16 protein-coding genes are annotated in these 18,768 nt (G+C 42.9%); 8 read left to right on the top strand and 8 right to left on the bottom strand.

Annotated elements, in window-relative coordinates; genetic code table 11:
* Nucleotides 1-30 precede the first annotated feature (30 nt).
* A complete protein-coding gene (locus OCV56_RS19140; RefSeq protein WP_158094618.1) occupies nucleotides 31-873 on the top strand; it encodes a WYL domain-containing protein in 843 nt (280 codons plus the stop codon).
* Here OCV56_RS19140 and OCV56_RS19135 read toward each other — a convergent pair.
* Nucleotides 857-1,438: a hypothetical protein gene (locus tag OCV56_RS19135; protein ID WP_086712652.1), complete on the bottom strand. Its 582-nt coding sequence runs from the start codon at nucleotides 1,436-1,438 to the stop codon at nucleotides 857-859. The two genes, OCV56_RS19140 and OCV56_RS19135, sit on opposite strands and share 17 nt — an antisense overlap.
* Nucleotides 1,416-1,736 (bottom strand): hypothetical protein, encoded by a 321-nt coding sequence (locus OCV56_RS19130; protein ID WP_086712653.1) that lies wholly within the window; start codon nucleotides 1,734-1,736, stop codon nucleotides 1,416-1,418. The genes OCV56_RS19135 and OCV56_RS19130 overlap by 23 nt, the downstream gene beginning before the upstream one ends.
* Before the next feature lie 266 nt (nucleotides 1,737-2,002).
* Between OCV56_RS19130 and OCV56_RS19125 the strand changes: the two genes are divergently transcribed.
* The 5 genes from OCV56_RS19125 (at nucleotide 2,003) to OCV56_RS19105 (ending at nucleotide 9,900) form a co-directional block, all read left to right on the top strand.
* Entirely contained in the window at nucleotides 2,003-3,400 is a 1,398-nt protein-coding gene (locus tag OCV56_RS19125) for a hypothetical protein (RefSeq protein WP_086712654.1), read from the top strand.
* Nucleotides 3,384-5,402, top strand: a complete 2,019-nt coding sequence (locus tag OCV56_RS19120; protein WP_086712655.1) for a hypothetical protein — start codon at nucleotides 3,384-3,386, stop codon at nucleotides 5,400-5,402. The genes OCV56_RS19125 and OCV56_RS19120 overlap by 17 nt, the downstream gene beginning before the upstream one ends.
* Nucleotides 5,389-8,094 carry a DEAD/DEAH box helicase gene (locus OCV56_RS19115; protein WP_150330738.1) on the top strand — a complete coding sequence of 902 codons (2,706 nt, stop codon included), beginning with the start codon at nucleotides 5,389-5,391 and terminating at the stop codon, nucleotides 8,092-8,094. The genes OCV56_RS19120 and OCV56_RS19115 overlap by 14 nt, the downstream gene beginning before the upstream one ends.
* A gap of 283 nt (nucleotides 8,095-8,377) precedes the next feature.
* Nucleotides 8,378-8,710, top strand: coding sequence for a lipoprotein (locus tag OCV56_RS19110; RefSeq protein WP_086712657.1), 333 nt, complete (start codon nucleotides 8,378-8,380; stop codon nucleotides 8,708-8,710).
* A gap of 344 nt (nucleotides 8,711-9,054) precedes the next feature.
* Entirely contained in the window at nucleotides 9,055-9,900 is an 846-nt protein-coding gene (locus tag OCV56_RS19105; protein ID WP_086712658.1) for a hypothetical protein, read from the top strand.
* 219 nt (nucleotides 9,901-10,119) lie between these two features.
* Here OCV56_RS19105 and OCV56_RS19100 read toward each other — a convergent pair whose 3' ends face one another.
* The 4 genes from OCV56_RS19100 to OCV56_RS19085 form a co-directional block, all read right to left on the bottom strand.
* Nucleotides 10,120-10,467: a hypothetical protein gene (locus OCV56_RS19100; protein WP_060981540.1), complete on the bottom strand. Its 348-nt coding sequence runs from the start codon at nucleotides 10,465-10,467 to the stop codon at nucleotides 10,120-10,122.
* 500 nt (nucleotides 10,468-10,967) lie between these two features.
* Nucleotides 10,968-12,191: a DUF819 family protein gene (locus OCV56_RS19095; RefSeq protein ID WP_086712659.1), complete on the bottom strand. Its 1,224-nt coding sequence runs from the start codon at nucleotides 12,189-12,191 to the stop codon at nucleotides 10,968-10,970.
* A 541-nt stretch (nucleotides 12,192-12,732) separates the two neighbouring features.
* Entirely contained in the window at nucleotides 12,733-14,658 is a 1,926-nt protein-coding gene (locus OCV56_RS19090) for a monovalent cation:proton antiporter-2 (CPA2) family protein (RefSeq protein ID WP_086712660.1), read from the bottom strand.
* Entirely contained in the window at nucleotides 14,658-15,275 is a 618-nt protein-coding gene (locus OCV56_RS19085; RefSeq protein WP_086712661.1) for an NAD(P)H-dependent oxidoreductase, read from the bottom strand. Before OCV56_RS19085 ends, OCV56_RS19090 begins: the two co-directional genes overlap by 1 nt.
* 302 nt (nucleotides 15,276-15,577) lie before the next feature.
* Here OCV56_RS19085 and OCV56_RS19080 point away from each other — a divergent pair, with 302 nt between their 5' ends.
* The gene (locus OCV56_RS19080) at nucleotides 15,578-16,654 is read left to right on the top strand and encodes a threonine aldolase family protein (RefSeq protein ID WP_086712662.1); all 1,077 of its coding nucleotides are present in this window, start codon (nucleotides 15,578-15,580) and stop codon (nucleotides 16,652-16,654) included.
* A 100-nt stretch (nucleotides 16,655-16,754) separates the two neighbouring features.
* Here OCV56_RS19080 and OCV56_RS19075 read toward each other — a convergent pair whose 3' ends face one another.
* Nucleotides 16,755-16,880, bottom strand: a complete 126-nt coding sequence (locus tag OCV56_RS19075) for a hypothetical protein (RefSeq protein ID WP_017060906.1) — start codon at nucleotides 16,878-16,880, stop codon at nucleotides 16,755-16,757.
* A 246-nt stretch (nucleotides 16,881-17,126) separates the two neighbouring features.
* Here OCV56_RS19075 and OCV56_RS19070 point away from each other — a divergent pair, with 246 nt between their 5' ends.
* Nucleotides 17,127-17,561: a YccF domain-containing protein gene (locus OCV56_RS19070; RefSeq protein ID WP_086712663.1), complete on the top strand. Its 435-nt coding sequence runs from the start codon at nucleotides 17,127-17,129 to the stop codon at nucleotides 17,559-17,561.
* Nucleotides 17,562-17,715: 154 nt separating this feature from the next.
* Here OCV56_RS19070 and OCV56_RS19065 read toward each other — a convergent pair whose 3' ends face one another.
* Nucleotides 17,716-18,639 (bottom strand): hypothetical protein, encoded by a 924-nt coding sequence (locus OCV56_RS19065; RefSeq protein WP_086712664.1) that lies wholly within the window; start codon nucleotides 18,637-18,639, stop codon nucleotides 17,716-17,718.
* Between the last annotated feature and the right edge of the window lie 129 nt (nucleotides 18,640-18,768).

The following is an 18,768-nucleotide window of genomic DNA, read 5'->3' as shown; positions in this document are numbered from 1 at the left end:
CACATCTTATGCGTTAAAGAGGGCATTACCGTGAAGTGGGACCAACACCAGAGATTCAGACTTATCGAACTTATCGCATACTGGGAGGGAAGGCTAACGACCAACCACCTATGTGAAAGCTTTGGTATTGGCCGTCAGCAAGCGTCTAAGGATATAAACTTCTACATTCAACATATCTCGCAAACGAATCTTGAATACGATAAGAGTCTAAAGGGTTATGTCCCTTCAGGTTCTTTTAAGCCGCATTTCATTACTGGAGAAGCTCAAGAATTCCTTAACTTGCTGGCAAGCCAAGAATCTAACAGCAACATCTTTTCTCCAATGGAGTTTACAGGGGGGACTGCATGTTCATTGCCAATTCCTACTCGACACGTGAACCCTGAGCATGTACGAAAAATTTTGCTTGCTGCAAAAAGCCAGTCTCGTTTGGATATTGGATATCGCTCCATGAGTCAGCCGGAATCAGAGGGAAGGGTGATTGTCCCACATTCAATTGTTTGCACTCCGTTACGCTGGCACGTTAGAGCATATTGCGAAAAAAATGGTGAGTTTAGAGACTTTTTATTGAGCCGATTTGAAGGTGAACTGGATGTACTGTGCAACTCCGACAAGACACAAGAGCAAGATGCAAAATGGCATGATATTGTTGATATAGAATTTTCGCCTGACCCACGTCTTTCTCAAGAGCAGCAAAATATGATTCGTTATGAGTATGATATGACTGATGGGAAGTTTGTTATCGCCTGCCGCTCGGCTCTGGTTCGTTACATTCTGTTTGCGCTGAATGTATTCCTTGAATATGAAGATACGCCGTTGGGTCGTCAGCAATTGGTTGTATTAAACAGAGAAGAAGTGTTTAAACATCTGGTTTGATTGGGGATGTAAGGAGCTCACGAATCTCATCATAGTTCTCTGCTTTACGAATGAATTGCTCCCATATCTTACTGAGTTCTGCCGAGGGGATTTCATCCTCATTGCAACCTGAATCGCATGGTCGCTGATAAGGCGGGTGCGCGATGCGATTGAGAGAGTAGTCCCCAGTCGCATGCCTTATGTCGTCACATAGTGTTGTTCCTAAGTTAATGATATCTAACTCAGGAGTGCAATTGATTAAAGGGAAGAGCCTAGCTAATGACTGGATAAGGCTGCACTTAAGCTCTTCGCTCGGAGCATTTTGTGACTTAGCACGCCAGCGATGAAGATCTTGAAAGATTGCGCTTAATATTTGTTTCTCTTTAAACCCCTCAACAAAGCTAACTTCCATATATTTTTGTTCGTCAGCATTAGCATTAAGAGCATTTCGAAGGTACTGATAGTAATCCACCACCAGTTTAAGTCGCCCTGTCATCATTAGGTTTGTCGGAATACCCAATTTGATGGCTTGCAGCCTGCGCTGAGTGAACTTATTTTTGTTCTTACTTGTTAGCTTTCTTCTCATGCTCAACCTTTTTACAATATTCCAAGCTTGTCATCAGATTCGACGTGTCTATATTCTCCACGCCCACGTTTCCCATGTATGGTTTCACTCCCAGTTTAAGACGCCTCAGGTTCACCTCTTTTTGGTAGCTTTCTCGCATGGGATTAATGCCACGAGGCCTGGCTTTCGCCTCACTAGTTGAGTCATACAGACAATCGTATTCTTCAGGGAACAGATTTGAGTGTTGTTGGTGAATAAATGAATCTCTATCTGAAATGCTATTTAATAGTATTCTATTTTGTTTCTTCTTTGTCGACATTAACCCTCCTTATATTTGAAATTATGACTCTTCCGAAAACAAGAACACGCTAGCACTAGTCGTAGATAGTTAACATGTAGAATAAAACGACAGTTTCTCAATGGGAATTTATGGTATGATGTTCCATGCGTTGCAAGTATGGTTTTTGATAAGGATTACCAAAAGAAGCCGCTAGGTTTTAGCACTTGGTTATGGATGTAACCCAAGACACTTGTAGCAAAAAAAGTTGTTCATTGATTTCACGTCAGTTTAATAAGTATATAACTATGCACCTCAGCCAGTTCTTTACAACATACGACGATACTCTTACTCAATCGTTGAATACCGACCCTCTGGGGATGACCATGATTTGGTCTCGGTTAGGCCAAGATATTTTTCATAACCGCGTTAGCTCTATCTCCAATGACGTGCGTAACTACACCCTGAATCTGGTTCACCATTATGTGATTAAGCAAGTGGTTGACAGCCAAACCGAACTCAGCCGCCGTTTACATGGGGTGTTTGGGCATGCAGATACATTATCCTTTAAACAAGCGTGCCTGATCTATATGGAGAATATCTATGTCTTTTCTATGTTGCAGGCAGAAGAGGTCGAGCAATTTCATGTGCAGACACAAGGTATTCTGGGTACTTCCAAAGCTCGCCAGCAGCTCGCCGAAGGAGAGCCAAGCCTTCTATTCACTAATAAACAAACTGGGCAACTGCTCGTAAGGCAGCTGACATTAGGCGCAAGCGGCCGATACAAAACACCTTTTACCGAGATGGCCTTTTTTGATAAAGAGTATCGCTACCACCTGCCAACCAACACCAAACAATGGAACGCTGCACAGTTTTTTATTGGAAGTAATCGCTGGCTAAATGAGTTGGTCCATAACTTAGCTGAGCACCTTGTTTTTGTGGTATCGCAAAATAGCAAGCTGCCACAAATTGAATGGAATGTGATTCCTGATGTCATTAAGCGTGGTTATGCTCAGAGCTTTGCTACGCCTGCGACAGTAGGTAAACAGAGTAAAGCGTTCTGGTTAAAAGCGACCAGCCTTGATAAAAATGCGGCAGGGTCACTGTATGAAGTGATCAATAGCGCTCAAGACAATGAATCGGCACAGTCACTTATTGAACAAGCGATTACACGAGAACAAAGCGTAATTGAAAAAACAAAGATGCTCGATATTTGTCGAGTAGAGCCGTTACTTGCCGAGTGTGAACTGCTTTTGACTGTACTAATGAGCCAACGGTTTCAGTCGGATGAAGAGGTGTATCAAAGCTACTTGAAACTAGATCGTAATGTCAGCTCTATTATTCAACTTGCGCGAGAGCTGGAAGCAGAGATTGGTATCAAGGAAAAGTTTCAGGTAGGCGTAGCTAAATCACGTTATGAAGCTTTGCTCGCGTTTGGAAAATTAGATAGCACAGAGTCTGCCGAGAACATGACGGCGTTGATCGAAGAGCTGCTTAAGTACCACCGCGCCATTATGAATCAACGCGGCCAAAGCCCTTGGGTGGAACGCGATAGCCAAGGTGTGTATCGCTGTCATGTGAAGTTACGCAATCTACCTACAGTAGAGCAAAGGCCATATAAGTCCTGGGTTAATGGTTACTACTTAGATCAATTTAAGAATTTAATTAAAGGGTTGGAGGGCAAGAGCAATGACGAAAACATTTAAACTTGCAGAAGCTCTTAGCAAGCAGATCCAATCACTTGGTCCGCTTCGACACGCTTGGTTTACCAGCTTTAACCTCAACGTTGATTTTTTTGAGCGTCATGTATTGTCGACTTTGCTGCAGATGGATAACCCTCGTAGTCGTGTCGATTTTGAATTGATGCAGCAAAAGCTAAATGGCTCAATTAAAGAAAGCAGCAAAGGGGATGTAACGCTAAATATTGACGTGAAAGTGTTTGCCGATCAGCGCATGTATCAAGCCAGTGATATTAAGCGCACCGCGATTGAGGTGTATGGGGTTAATCCGGCTCTGCTTAATGGTGGACGTAAAAAGCAGTTGAGCATAAGCTCGCTGTTCCATCCAAAGGTTATCTTTCTTCAGGACATATATGGCAACGCTATTCTAGGTGGCGGAAGTGCCAATCTAACGCTGAGTGGTTGGTCATCAAATCAAGAGGTGTTTACTTTCCAAAAGGTAGAGTGCAAGCATCAAGCGGAAGCGATAAAAGACTTCTTCAAGCCCTTGTTTGAAGCGCACAAACTGGATCACAAAACTATTCTTACGCCTCGCCGGTTTCGTGCGGAAATCAAACCCGATGATTGGAGCTTTGTGCATACCTTTGTCAAAAACAGTCGCGATGGTAGGCACCAAACGTTATTGAGCCATATGTTTGGCAGCCTAACAGATGGCACTAACGATCTTGTGGTTTGGTCCCCCTATTTTCCTGCTGATCTAGCGGGGTTTATTCAGCGATTAAGAAGTGTGAGCCAGTGTGATGAGCTTAAGCTGCACATCATCCCTGATTTAGTCGAGAATCAAAAGCTGCGTACTCAATGGTCTTCGACACTGCTGCCGTTATTGTCTGATGGAAGTGTTGGGTTTTATCGCAGCCCTATAGGTAAAGATGAGCGAAGCGACTTGTGCCATGCCAAAGTTTGGATGACTCATTCTAAATTGGCAATTGGCTCATGGAACTTTACAACACCCGGCTCAAATGTGTTGTTAGAAGATAAGATTGAGGGGCAGGTGAATATCGAGGCAGGTATTGTTGTTGAGAATCAACAGCCACTTGAACAGGTACTTAGTCAGCCGTTAAGTATTACCGAAGATAACTTCATGCTGAGCAAAGAGCTTGAAGAGCACGCTTTAGAAGTCTCAGATCTACTGCCACTTGACGTCAATATCGCTTTTGACTGGCGTACGTTGAGTTATAACGTAGAAATAAGCCTATGTGACATTAATGGTGAGTGGCCTAAGTTTGAATTACAGCTGCCAGACTTGGCTCAGCCATTTATCTACAAAGGGCGAGCAAGCAAAGAGCAAGGTGAGCATTCAACGTGGAGCTTTGAGCATCAACTATTGGAAGAGCCTAAAGAGTTGTTGGTGGATCATGCCTACAAGCTGAATTTTAACGATGGCTCACAACATCGTGGTTTCATTGTCGAGCGCAACAGCGTAATGCGCCGTGTTGAACAGTTTGATTCTTTAGATGATATTTTTAGCAGCTTGATTGATGGTCGCTCACTTGAAAGTAATGCGAACTCATCCTTGAGAAACGAAATCTTAGGTGGTGACCAAGACTGGTTATATGAACAAGATACAGACACACTTTCAGAGAAAGATCAGTCTCCAACGCTCAGTTACTTCCGAATGTTTCAAGCTATGGATAACCTACAGCAGCGCATTACCAGGCTAAAGTCTAATGCGCTTATCGAACAGTATGCCTTCGTTATACCGGGCTGCCTTGTGGAGATCGGTGAAAAGATCCGCAGTGAGCTGCAAGGCAATGCCAGTGTATTTAACTGGTATATGAAACAAGAGTTTAATCTATTGATTGATGTGGCGAAAAAGCAATCAAGTGATAGTGAGTTGAAGACGCGCTTGAGTGGGTTACGTTTTAAAAGTTCAGACAGTGTCGTTCGTGCACAAGGTTTACAAAGTAAAATTGGTAGCAGTGAATACCGCAAACTAATCAAAGAGAAGTGTAAGTATGTCTCTATCTAATTGGTCAACATTGACACCAGAAGTGGTATCTCAACAAATGACGTTTGTCGAAGGTGAGATGGATTGGCGCTACCAAGCTGATAATGCTAGCTCAATGGCAGCGAAACAAGCAGAGGGAGTTGCTCACTTGTGTCGATTGCTTGCTCAACGTCATTTAGCACTTTTGGCCGATGAAGTCGGTATGGGTAAAACTTTTCAAGCCATTGGTATTATTCGCTTATTACAGCAGATGGAGCCAAATGCAAAAGTGCTAGTGATTGCACCTAACAAAAACATTTGTTCGCAGTGGAAAGGGGAGTTTGGGGCATTTGAACAAGATCATTGGCATGGGAACTCTGCTGAACCATTAAAAGTTGCCGATCCTGAATCCAAACTTGAGGCGATGATTGCCAAAGTTAAAGAGGGCGATCATAACGTCTACTTCACAACCATTCATGCGCTTAGTGGTTTAACCAAAGATAGTGAAGCAGACAGTAAGGCGGGGCTCGCTCATGAGAATGCACTTGTATTGAAAGAGCAGGTGATGGAGCACCTTGATCAACAAGGTTTTGATCTGTTGGTGATTGATGAAGCGCACTATCTACGTACTCGTGACGGTGGTTCTCAAAAAGTCGAGGCGGCGAAAGCATTCTTTGGTGAGGCGGGTGCACCATTAGCCAAACGAGTCTTGTTAATGACAGCCACGCCAACTCATTCATCAGTGAAAGATGTCGAGAACATCCTTAGGTATTTTACGCCAGAAAGTGAACTGCAAAACAGTGAAACGGAAAGATCGTATGACGCGGCAGAGTTGCTGACTAAATATGGATTGAGACGTCTGCGCTTATTGCAAGGTGTGAATGGTGCGCATTATGCGAAGCAGCATTATCGAAAGGAAGTGGCACATGCCGTGTCATTTTCTGAAAATCAAAACGCAGAGTTGTTCTTTGGGCTGTATCAACGTGAATTGGTCAAACAGCATCAAGCTAAGGCCTCAAACAGACAGTTTTTGTATGGCTACTTAGAAGGCTTTGAGTCTTTTGGCGAACAAGATCATCAAAGTAGCTCAAATTTTCATAGCTATGGACATAATAGTTCTGCGCATAGTCACTCTGAACATAGCGACTCTGAGCAAGGTTCGGAACAACATGGAAAAGATGCGTTTAGCAAAGCGCCAGACACCGAACTGTTGCACATGCTAAGTCAAGAGTATTACCACTGTTTCAATCAGTTTCCAGAGCACCCGAAATATAAAGCGTTAGTTGACCAATTTGTGCCAACCAAGCTTACGCCAAGTGAGCTAGATGATATTAAACATCTTGTGTTTGTGCGTCGAATCCCTTCGGTTAGAGAGCTGACAAAGCGGGTGAATACGCGCTATGACAACGTGCTTGGTTATCAAATTTCAGATGCCCTCAATTTAGAAGAGGAAGATCAAGACGCATGGCAGAAAAGCCATTGGAGCAGAGCGTGGCTGAACCGTTATCTCAATAATACCGAAGAGGTATTAGATCTGAATGATGAGGAAGAGCGAGACGAACCTGATGGTGATGAAAACCACTTACGCTCCCGTATCACAGAACTGTTTGTAGTGAAAAAGCGTCTAGAGTCTGCGGTTGATGAGACACGAAACACAGAATGTACCAATATCGCACTGCGCTTCAGAACATCAGAAAATATCCTTTCAATGTTTCTTGAGCCGGCGCTGGATTATGTTGACCAAGACTATCTCTACCATTTTGAACACCATTCAGGTGAGCGTAAGCGTGCGACATATTCAAAGGCCGCGGAGTATCAGAGAGCGCAACAGCATCAGCTTGATGAAATGAATGTCACGGCTGAAGAGCAGGCCGAAGATGTGCTGCCAACCATTTGGAAGCATTTGATTGTCTTACTTAACGATTCTGAAAGAAAAAAACTTGCTCAGTGGAGCGCCGCTACGAAAGAGAACTTTGCGACTTACTTTAAGAAAGGCGCCATGTTTGCTAGCCCAGTTATGGTCGAACTATTTTGTTGGTTTTATAAGTTTAATCGCACCACTCAAGAGAGCGTAAATGCCCATAATCGATATATCGGTTTCATTGAGTATGTAGTGCCTAAGTTAAACCAGTCAATGCTGTTGTGGTATTTTAAAGCTGCCCTAAATACGTTTGAAGATGTGTGCAAAAAAATTGCTCGTGTAGGGCTAGAAGATTACACGAACGACTGGCGTGTGCTTCAAGGCCATACGTCACCTGCGGCTTTTGCTAGTGGCGAAACCTCAAATAGAGACAGTTTGCAATTGAGTTTTAACTCACCGTTTTATCCTAACGTGCTGGTTGCAACGTCAGTATTTCAGGAAGGGGTGAACCTACACTTGCAATGCAATCAAGTTCATCATTATGGCATTGCGGGCAACCCGGGTGATCACGAGCAACGCGTGGGGCGATTGGATAGGTTGTTTAGTAAAGTGAACCGTCAATATCAAAATGGTGAACAGGCTGAGCTTAAAATTAGTTTCCCCTACTTAGAACATTCATTTGATGAAGACCAATTGGCTTCATTTTTGGAACGTAAAGTAAAAGCCGAGAGTAAACTCGATAAGTGTTTGTTAGATAGTAACGACTTACAAGTTGGTACAGGGAAAGCAGTGGATTGGCAGCAGTACTTGAAACAACCAGAAGCGGCTGAAAATAGCGAAGTGAAAGATCCTTACCCTGCTAAGTACAGCTAAACTCAGACAATTGTGGCAGTGTTATTGGATTAAGTCGTTTTACTTGTTCAACATTACTCACCACTACAAAGTGGACGACTTCCAGAAAGGCTTCGATATGATGCGTTCTGGTATGTCTGGTAAAGTAATCCTAGATTGGGAGTAGTCTTGACGGCTAACCAATTACGCAAAGGCGGCAGTTTATACTGTCGCCTTTTTTATTGGAGCATCGTACTTTAAACTTGCTCAGTAATTATATAGAATAGCGCTCCTTAAATAATTTAATCATTTGGAGTGTTCTTCCATGAAACGTGTACTCGCGCTCGCTTCACTAGCTTTAGTTTTAACAGGCTGTACTAATGTGACTCATGTGGAAACGGGTAAGCAGATTCTGTTGCTAGAAGAAGTTTCCAACGCTGCTCTTCTGACTTCCTATCAGCCAGGAGTTTACGAGCAAATGGGTATGAAAGACGGTTATGAATTGTATCGTCCTGTTGCGGCGGAAACGACGAATTATATTGGCTCACAAAACCGTTATATCGCAGTAAAAGAGATTGGTAACGAATCAGAAGTTTGCATTCCAGATTCGTTAAACTTCTTTTGGTGTACGACAGCACCAACAAAGATGATTAAGTAGTGATTCTTCTTACCTAGAGGTTACCTTCCACTAACGGAGAATAGTCTGCATCGTTACTCACTGGAGGTGAGCATATGATGGTTAAGCTCTAAGGCACTATTATTTCCATAGCAGTGGATGCTTAACGTTAAAGTAATCGCTACTACCCAGTTCATCAAGTTGAAAATAGGGCAGAATGTTTATCGAGAACACTCTGCTTTTAACTCGATAACTTCTCTTCTGATTTAATCTGTAATCCCTCCGTAATTATTCGATGTCGCTAAATGGCAATTTTCCACATTGGTAATCTCTAAAATACTCAATAAGCAGTTACACCTTATTGTTTATCATTGAAGAGAGACCTCATGGCTTGTAAACCACTTGCACTGATAATGGCTGGATTATTATTAACGTCTACTGTCGCGATTGCTAATGAAGAAAGTAATCAAACAGCAGAGAAGGCAGCAAAGGAACTTGCAAACCCGAACACGGCTTACGCGAGCCTCAATTTAAAATTTCAATACTCTGGCGGATATGACGGAGGAGGGGATAGCTTTGCTACAGTCCTCCAGCCGACGCTGCCATTCCCTATGGAGAATGGCGACAAAATCATTTTCCGCCCGGCAATGTCCTATGTTCACAACGATTTTGATACTGACTCGATAACGAATGCAATTCATATGGATCAGTCGGGAGTGAGTGATATCTCTTTTGATCTAGCTTATGCACCCAAAATGGAAGGGGGTACTATCGTTGCTTTTGGCCTGTTTGCTTCTTTGCCTACGGGGAGTAGTGACCTAACTGCGGATCAATTTGCTATCGGGCCTGAGTTTATGTTTGGGAAGGCGAGTAATGAGCGAGTTGTAGGCATGTTCCCAAACCACTTATATGGCGTGTCTGGAGACGGAGCCGATCATTCTGATACTCGAATCAACAGGACGTCGACACAAGTGTTTTGGGTGGAGATCTTAGGAGGGGGTTGGACGGTAGGCTCTGCGCCGACATTCTCGTATGACTGGAATAAGGATCAGGCGGAAATTCCGTTAAATATCAGCGTTAGTAAAACTACTGTCCTGAACGGACGCCCTTGGAAGTTGGGCATTGAAGCGAACTATTACCTTGAGAAAGACGAAGAAACACGTCCTGACTTTATGTTGAGCTTTAATATCAGCCCTGTGGTGGAAAATAAGTTAGCGTCTTTATTCGATTAGTTGTATTTCTCTTGTCACATTAAATAGGCTAAAGGTTCAGTATTGATATTACCAGAGGTTGCTTTAGCCATTTAACTGAAAATCTCGCCCCAACATATACTTAATGATGCATAAATAAAATAACTAAATATGATAATTAAGAATAACCATACACCAATGTCTTTTTTAAATTTATCAAGGATATTTCTCATTCTGTATATTCCTCGTAATTTAAACTAACTATAAATTTGGTTTTCTACCAACCGGATTCGGTCTACATTTACGGTTCTTAATGAATAGCGCTAATGGCGAGTTCGTGACAATCTCTTGTCTTGCTTCTTCTGTCTCTTTCAGTTGTTTACAGTGAGCAAATTGAAATGGGTTGCAGTGGCTTTTCTTGGTGTAGCCGAATACATTGGTTTGGTAACAGATAAACCATTCGTCACTGCTAAAGCTAGATACAACGATACCCATGTCGTAAAACTCTAGCAGTCCATTCGCGTCAATCTTTATGCTGTGCGCTCTTATTCGATAATTTAGGTACTGACCTTTATCGAGCTTTGTCGATTTTACTTTCCAATTCTTCATCCCTGCTCCTAGAGGAAAGTGTTCTTTGTGGGAGAGTTTAGTTCTTCGAGACAAGTAATTTGGGATAGTTTCATATTATAACCATTCATATATATTGTTGTACGGTTTCTGGGTATGGCGAATCTCAATCTTGCAGGACTTGGTTTTCCGCCATACATTCTTTTTTGTTGAAGCTCTTCTCTTTAGTTTAATTTTTCTCTATGGGGATAGATGCTAAACACATATGGCTTGCTGCGCAATATGACAGATGTATGTATAAATTTAACCGACGTTAAGCTAGTTTGAATGTAAATAATGCAGGAGAGCAGAAAAGAAGAGTAATTAATCGATTTATAGGAAGGAGTTAGAAATAGTCGTTTGATAAGCTCTAATAATTAAATATAAGCATGACTTTAACTTTTAATTCTTGTTTCATTGCCTATTGGTACGCACATAAAAAATCCGATATTGGCGAACCAATATCGGATTTTAAAATCAACAGATTGTTGGCGCTAGTCGTACTAGCCAGCAGCAGCCTGCATGATTAGGCCACAGATGTAAGCACCGTATGTACCAAGTGCGTAACCCAGTACAGCCATCAAGATACCTACCGGAGCTAATGCAGGGTGGAATGCAGCTGCAACCACAGGAGCTGATGCTGCGCCACCTACGTTAGCTTGGCTACCTACAGCCATGAAGAACAATGGTGCACGAATTAGCTTCGCCATCACAATCATCAGAAGGGCATGGATAGTTAACCATGTGATACCTATGAAGAAGTAACCAGGGTTGTCAAAGATGGCTGTAACATCCATTTGCATACCAATGGTAGCAACTAGGATATAGATGAACGCTGAACCAATTTTCGATGCGCCACTGTGCTCAAGGCTACGTGTCGATTTAAAGCACGAAGCGATCAACGCGAACGTTGTTACCATAACGATTAGCCAGAAGAAGCCAGATGTAAGGCTGTATTTCGCAAGTTCTGGAGCATTCGTTGAGATCCATGGTGCGATTAGGTCACTGAAGAAGTGAGCAAGGCCTGTTAGACCAAAGGCAATTGCAGCGATCTTCATTAGATCGGTAGTAGTTGTTGGTCGAGCGTTCTCTTCTTGGTATTTAGAAACCGTCTCTTTTAGCTCTTCGATAGCTGATGTGTCTGCTTTTAGCCATGCATCAATCTTCTTCTGACGACCTGCCATGACAAGTAATACGGCCATCCAAATGTTTGCACAGATAACATCAACTGTAATCATTGCAGAGAAGAGTTGGTCATCAACCTCGAACACTTCTTTCATGGCAGCTTGATTTGCACCGCCGCCGATCCAAGAGCCTGCTACTGTGGTAAGGCCACGCCATACATCGCCAGATACAAGGTCAGGGTTGACTTGGTCGATAATCAGAATCGCCAAAGGCCCACCAATGATGATGCCGACAGTACCCGTTAGGAACATGATGACGGCTTTTGAGCCAAGGCCGAAGATTTTGCGTAGGTCAGCTGAGATGATCAGTAGAACGAGCGCGCTTGGTAATAGGTAACGACTCGCAACGAAGTACAGCTTAGAGTTTGATGCGTCGATGATGCCTAAACTGTTCAATAGAGAAGGAACAAAGTAACAGAGCAATAGACCCGGAACGAACGAGTAGAATTTTTTCAGTGCGCTATTTTGGCTACTTTCCGTGATAAATACACCGCCAAGAATAACAGCTAACATGCCCATTATTACAGCATCATTAGTAATCATTATTATATCTCCTTTAAGGTGAGCGCAAAGGTCTCACTTTTTGAATTGCAGGACTATACCGATAACTGCTAATCGTTACAAATTGTAACGATAGACATACTTTGAAATATTTGTGTTAATTTTGATGGTTTAAGTATGTGAATTAAGCGGGTTGTTTATTTGCCTTGTGAATGGTTTTGTTGGATCTTTTACGGCGCATTTAGATATATGCAATGTAATTCAAGCCTTAGAGAGTGGTCGCTATGAATTGGGTGGATGCTTGAATGGCAGGAATGAGTGCATATATAGCCATGTTTATGGTGTGGTTTATGCAGGGTTGGAATGTTTCAATAATGTAAAAATTGAATCCACTTTTGCTATGTGGTCAGAAATTAAAAATTTTAGCTAGATCACACAAATCTCTCGGATTACGAGTTTCAGCAGCTGATACTTATGCTCATTTGACGTTTTGTAGGGGGGAGATGAAAGAAAAAGCGGCTTAAATAGCCGCTTTTGATGGTTGAATAGCATGGTCATCTAAAGCTGTAGCTTAGACTTCTGTTTAAGACTCGTCTTCCTCAAAGCCATCAGCATAGCCCTTCGGCGGAGGGGTCCAACCACGTTCAGAGCGAGAGTGCTTATCCGAACGGTCTTTCTTCATATCTTCTTTCATTGCTTCTTCAAGATGAATGAAGATTTGTCGGTAGTTGTTGTCGTAGCGTGGGTTCTCTTCCGCTTCAGACCAAGCTTGGTAAAGCTTTTCAGACTTACGGCTCTCAACACGTTGATACGTCGATTTTTGCTGCTCGACGAAGAATGGGTGGTGCCCTAAAGAGCGCAAGGCTTCTGCTCCCATTTCAAGTGCAGAGTGGTAAGTTTCGGACACTACAGAATCTGCACCTGCTTCTCGTAAGCGATAACTATGACCACGGTCGAATGCGCGGGCTAAGATTTTCACTTTAGGGTAGGTGTGTTTAACGTACTTCACTAATTCAACGCTTGAGTCTTGGTTATCGATCGCTACTACTAGCATTGCGGCTTCTTCGATTCCGGCGGTATGCAATAAATCGTGACGAGTCGCATCACCAAAGTAAGATTTGATATTGATGGAGCGTAATAAATCTACTTGGTTCGCTTGGTGATCCAGAACCACAGTATTGACATCATTCGACACCAATAAGCGGTTAACAATCTGGCCGAATCGGCCAATGCCCGCAATGATAACGGTGCCTTTCTCTTCAATAGTATCTTCTTCGCGGTCGTTCGATTTTTGTTCGTAACGCGGCAGAATCACTTTATCAAATAGAATGAACAGCCCTGGTGTTAGGAACATTGAAAGCGCTACAACCAGCGACAATGTTTGGACAATGTCAGCAGGTAGTACGTGGTTTTGAGCAGAGAAGCTCAGTAGTACAAAACCAAACTCACCGGCTTGCGCCAAGCTCAATGTAAACAGCCAACGGTCACTGTTTTTGATTTTGAAGATCAACGCCAACGTAAATAGTACTAAGGCTTTAAGAAGCATAACGCCAAGGGTGAGGCCAATGATCAAACCAAAGTCGTTGAATAGAACATCAAAGTTGATGCCAGCACCTACGGTAATGAAGAACAAGCCAAGAAGCAGCCCTTTAAACGGGTCGATATTAGACTCAAGTTCGTGGCGGAATTCACTGTTGGCCAATACCACACCAGCAAGGAAAGTACCTAAAGCCGGTGATAGGCCGACTAGGCTCATTAATGCAGCAATACCAATCACCAACATTAGTGCGGTTGCAGTAAAGATTTCACGCAGGCCTGAGCTTGCCACAAAGCGGAACAGTGGACGACTCAAAAAGTGCCCGCCGACAACAACTATCGCGATAGATGCCGTGATCACAAGGCCATAAGCCCAACCCGGCAGGCCAGCAACAAGACTTAACTCTTCATGGTGATCAGAAGCAGAAGCGACCGCGCTTTGTGCAGCTTCAATTAATTCTGGTAATGCTAATAGAGGGATAAATGCCAACATAGGGATGACGGCAATATCTTGGAACAGTAAAACTGAGAAAGCGTTCTTACCGCCTTCTGTCTTAGATAGCCCTTTTTCATTAAAGGTTTGGAGAACAATCGCAGTTGATGACAGCGCGAAGATCAAACCGATAGTCAGCGCGATCGTCCAAGGTTGCCCGAAGAAGAGGGCAATACCCATTACAATTGCGGTGGTGCCACCAACTTGCAGACCACCCAGGCCCATAAGGCGATTTCTCATTGCCCAAAGCATTTTAGGCTCAAGTTCAAGACCGACTAAGAACAGCATCATGACTACACCGAACTCGGCAAAGTGTTGAATGGTTGTGGTCTCTTCACCCACGAGGCCAATGATCGGACCAATCACAACACCAGCAATGAGATAACCTAATACAGAGCCAAGGCCAAGCCTTTTGGCAATAGGTACGGCAATGACTGCTGCGACTAAGTAGATAAATGCTTGTAGAAAATATCCCGTCATTATTTAACCTCTGCCATTAATTCTTCTACGTAGTGGTTTAGTTTTTCTGCTTTGCTGGCTTTCTTGATATTGATCTTGCCGGCAACAAAGGCCTCTAACAGTACTTTATAGTTATCGACATGCTCTTGGATGCGATTCTCTTCCAAAGCGGTACGCGAGCCAAATAGCGCAAAGGGCGCGAGATAGTTCATCCCACACAAAGAAGCGGTTTGTTCGATCGGATGAAGCAGTTCTCGAATGGTGAAATGATTGTAACCATCACTTTGGTAAGCATCTTTCTTGCCTCCTGCCGTGATGCTACATAACAAGTTTTTGCCTTGTAGTTCATTGCCATCGGTGCCGTAGGCGAAGCCATATTCAAGAACAAGATCTTGCCACTCTTTAAGAATTGCCGGTGTTGAGTACCAATACAAAGGGAACTGAAAAATGATGATGTCATGATCTAACAGGCGTTTCTGTTCTCGATCGATGTTGATTTTGAAGGTCGGATATTCAGCATAGAGGTCGACACAGGTAACTCCGTCAACGCGTTTGGCTTGTTCAAATAAGGGTTTGTTTGCTTCAGAGCGATGCTGAGAAGGGTGGGCGAATAGCACCAAGACTCGATTTTTCGACATATAGCCCTCTTTGTCCATTAACGAATAATATTTATTGGAATTATAGATATACAATAATAGAAGAATGGTTGAACAACAACGAATTAGCCCATACTTCTCTATTTAGATACGTGTGTTTTTCTGTGCTTAATTATATAAAGCGCTAAGAGTTTTGTATGTTTCAGTGCAAGCAGCCGATGACTGAGTAAAACTAATTATTCACGAATAATAAAAGCGAATATGGGCATTTTATGGCACCGTTGGTAGGTAACGTAAATAATCCCATAACCCTACATAGAACGATAATGAATAAAGGAAAAACTATGAGCATGGACTTGCGTCAACAATGTGATTTGTTGCTTTCCGGTCACCTAGAGCCGACACCAGCACAAACATTCGCTCAGATGGCTGAATGGTGTGAAACACATAATGTGAGCCATGATAGCTATGGTGATGGCGAGTTTATCGAGAGTTTTGAAAACAAGGTTGCAGAGCTGCTTGGTTATGAAGCCGCCGTGTTTGTGATTACCGGAACCATGAACCAACCAACAGCATTGGAAATTGCGTGCCAAGAGAAAAGAAACCCAGTAGTAGCGATGCATGAGTCGAGTCATATCATGCGTCATGAACGCCAAGGATATCAGCTCCAAAATCGCTTCAGCGTGCTTCCAGTCGGCAACGTTTTTCGCACTTGGACTGTTGATGACCTGAAGGTGTGGCCAGATGAAATCGCGGCGGCGCTGTATGAGTTGCCCATGCGAGAAATTGGCGGTCAATTGCCTGAATGGGAAGAGCTTGAAGCGATCAAGCAGTACTGCAAAGAAAAATCGATTCACCTTCATATGGATGGTGCGCGTTTGTGGGAATGTGGCGTGTATTACCAAAAGTCATACAGCGAGATAGCTAACGGCTTCAATAGTGCTTATGTTTCGCTGTATAAAGGTCTCAATGGCCTTGGTGGTTCGTTACTGCTAGGCGATAAAGCCTTTGTAGCGAAAGCATCGGCGTGGATGAAGCGTCAAGGTGGTAATGTTTATCACCGAACGCCTTATGTAGTTTCAGCGGCAATGCAGTTTGATGAGCGATTAGAGTTGATGCCGTCACTGTTTGAGCGCACAAAACAGATCTACCAAATCCTACTCGATTATCCGCAGTTCACGGTTAACCCGCAGCAACCGCAGGCCAACATGCTTCATCTTTATTTACCTGTGAGTTACGAAGACGGAATTATTGTGAGAGATAACATAGCTAAGAAGCACAAGGTTTGGATAGGAAACCCAGCAATCAGCGAGTTTCCAAACCAATGTAAAATTGAATGGTATGTTGGAGATAACTTGCTGAATTTGCCTGATCATGAGCTGATCGACATTCTTGATTTGATTACAGAAGAGTTGATTTGAATGCAGAGGCGCTGAATTGAGTGTAGTTGAGGTCTGCTAATTAGAATGAATACAAGTGAGCTCACCTGTATTCATTTAGATAGGGATAACGGTGGATGTGTCACATATACTGGTTGATGTATACATCGACTAAGAACATGAATACGGGAACCGTACTGAGAAGCCCGAAGAAGACGATTGGCACCCAGTTTTTCATTTTCTTTTTAGGTTGCTCGGTGTTATTCATAAATTCGGCCTTAAATTAGTTGTCGTGTCTGTTTATCTTTGCGGTACAAAAATTCCAGTACATGGTATCAAATAAATTGGTTGAGCCCTATGTGGATTTAGAGAATCGTGGTGTGTATCAATCACATAAAATGTAAGTGATTCATAAACGGTTCATAAAGGTTCAACAATAATGAACCTATTACAACAAGCATTGCCTTACTCGGCATATGAAATAAACAGCATTCAAAGATTTGGAGAATACAGAATGAAAACAATAGGAAACATCATTTGGTTTCTTTTCGGTGGCGTATTTATGGGACTAGCTTGGTGGTTCTTCGGGCTGCTCGCATTCCTAACCATCGTTGGTATTCCATGGGGTAGAGCATGTTTTGTTATGGGTAACTTCTCATTCTTTCCATTTGGTCAAGAAGCCATTTCTCGCGATGAACTGACCAATGAAATGGATATCGGTACCAGCCCGTTAGGTGTGATTGGTAACGTTATTTGGTTCTTATTTGCGGGGATCTGGCTTGCACTTGGTCACATCATGTCAGCGGTGGCGTGTTTCATTACCATTATCGGGATTCCTTTTGCGATTCAGCATCTTAAGCTAGCCGTTATCTCGCTAGCGCCAATCGGTAAGACGGTTGTCGATAAGCGTGAAGCAGAAGCGGCACGAGTAAGAAACTACAAAGGTTAAGGTTGCAGCGTAAGCCTTAGATAGAACTTAAAAAGCACATCACATGATGTGCTTTTTTTGTGCCTCGGTTCCTATCTCACTATGCCTATAATATCTAGTTAATCACTAACTAGACGCTGGTGAGCTAGACACTGTTTAACTAGATGTTGTTTAATTAGACATTGTTGAACAGAACTTCGAGCCGAAGAGTAATGTTGGCTTCTTCGGTATGTTTTTCATAGGGTTCTCGTTCCCATTGATAACGAGGAATGAGTTCGTAGAACAGCCATTCTTTCCATACGTTTTGTCGGTAGGTAACCGAAACCTGAGCGTAACCGTAATGGTTATAAGGCTCATTCGTTGCATTAATCGTGGCGCTATATTGAAGTGCTTGGTCTTGAGAAAGGTAATGATACAAGGTTAGTCCCGTACCATAATTCCAACCTTTAAGGTCGTCGTTGTATCCGGCAAAGCTTGACCAACGAGCTAAGAAATCATCGTTGAGAGAAAGATCAAAATCGATGTCAGTGATTTCGCCCGTCTCTTTTTTTTCTTGATATAGACGTTGGGTTAGCCGGAATACTGCATCTGTGGTGAGAGGGTAGGTAAAACGGTAGCGAGCTTCAATACGTGGTTTTAGTGTCGCCTTAATATTGAAGCTGCTATAACCCTTGGCATAGGCGTCGTAACGCAGGCCTAACGCACTTTCCAATTCATCTGAATCATTTGGAAAAAAATCCAAGAATTCTTCATCGCTGACAGACTCGTAGATTAGCTTAAGCCTTTTACTGACAAAGGGTAAATGCAAGCGTGCATTGAGTTTGGTGGAATAATCAACGTCACCACCTTCAGAATAGATAAAATCATTGTACCAACGTACAGAGGTTCCGGCTCTGGCGTCTTCGGTAATACGGTCATCAACGAAGAAGTTATCGAACCATAGGGCAGGTTGGCAAAATTTGCTATTTAGGTAGTGGTAGGCTTTTTCGACTCGCGTATCTTCTAACGGTTGACTGTGACAATCATCTATCTCCTCCGCGAGGGCAGAGTGAGTAATGAGTGATGCCAATAATGAAGTGCTAACTATCCTACGACTCAATGGAACCTGTTTGTTATTCTATATATCAATAGTTTAACTATAACCAAGCAGTTACAACAATGCGACTTTTAATGACGTTTAACTGGAACAGTGATTATTCAAAACAGAGGTTTGAATAGTATATGGCAG

Origin of the sequence: Vibrio gigantis (assembly GCF_024347515.1) — a bacterium.
In the GTDB taxonomy this organism is placed as follows: domain Bacteria; phylum Pseudomonadota; class Gammaproteobacteria; order Enterobacterales; family Vibrionaceae; genus Vibrio; species Vibrio gigantis.
Note: the sequence above shows the minus strand (reverse complement) of the source record. Positions and strands in the feature narration are given on the sequence as shown.

What these genes read in the sequence shown, in the direction of transcription:
- OCV56_RS19135 (WP_086712652.1), bottom strand. Translation starts at nt 1,438, where the DNA reads ATGAGAAGAAAGCTAACAAGTAAGAACAAAAATAAGTTCACTCAGCGC.
- OCV56_RS19130 (WP_086712653.1), bottom strand. Translation starts at nt 1,736, where the DNA reads ATGTCGACAAAGAAGAAACAAAATAGAATACTATTAAATAGCATTTCA.
- OCV56_RS19125 (WP_086712654.1), top strand. Translation starts at nt 2,003, where the DNA reads ATGCACCTCAGCCAGTTCTTTACAACATACGACGATACTCTTACTCAA.
- OCV56_RS19120 (WP_086712655.1), top strand. Translation starts at nt 3,384, where the DNA reads ATGACGAAAACATTTAAACTTGCAGAAGCTCTTAGCAAGCAGATCCAA.
- OCV56_RS19115 (WP_150330738.1), top strand. Translation starts at nt 5,389, where the DNA reads ATGTCTCTATCTAATTGGTCAACATTGACACCAGAAGTGGTATCTCAA.
- OCV56_RS19110 (WP_086712657.1), top strand. Translation starts at nt 8,378, where the DNA reads ATGAAACGTGTACTCGCGCTCGCTTCACTAGCTTTAGTTTTAACAGGC.
- OCV56_RS19105 (WP_086712658.1), top strand. Translation starts at nt 9,055, where the DNA reads ATGGCTTGTAAACCACTTGCACTGATAATGGCTGGATTATTATTAACG.
- OCV56_RS19100 (WP_060981540.1), bottom strand. Translation starts at nt 10,467, where the DNA reads ATGAAGAATTGGAAAGTAAAATCGACAAAGCTCGATAAAGGTCAGTAC.
- OCV56_RS19095 (WP_086712659.1), bottom strand. Translation starts at nt 12,191, where the DNA reads ATGATTACTAATGATGCTGTAATAATGGGCATGTTAGCTGTTATTCTT.
- OCV56_RS19090 (WP_086712660.1), bottom strand. Translation starts at nt 14,658, where the DNA reads ATGACGGGATATTTTCTACAAGCATTTATCTACTTAGTCGCAGCAGTC.
- OCV56_RS19085 (WP_086712661.1), bottom strand. Translation starts at nt 15,275, where the DNA reads ATGTCGAAAAATCGAGTCTTGGTGCTATTCGCCCACCCTTCTCAGCAT.
- OCV56_RS19080 (WP_086712662.1), top strand. Translation starts at nt 15,578, where the DNA reads ATGAGCATGGACTTGCGTCAACAATGTGATTTGTTGCTTTCCGGTCAC.
- OCV56_RS19075 (WP_017060906.1), bottom strand. Translation starts at nt 16,880, where the DNA reads ATGAATAACACCGAGCAACCTAAAAAGAAAATGAAAAACTGGGTGCCA.
- OCV56_RS19070 (WP_086712663.1), top strand. Translation starts at nt 17,127, where the DNA reads ATGAAAACAATAGGAAACATCATTTGGTTTCTTTTCGGTGGCGTATTT.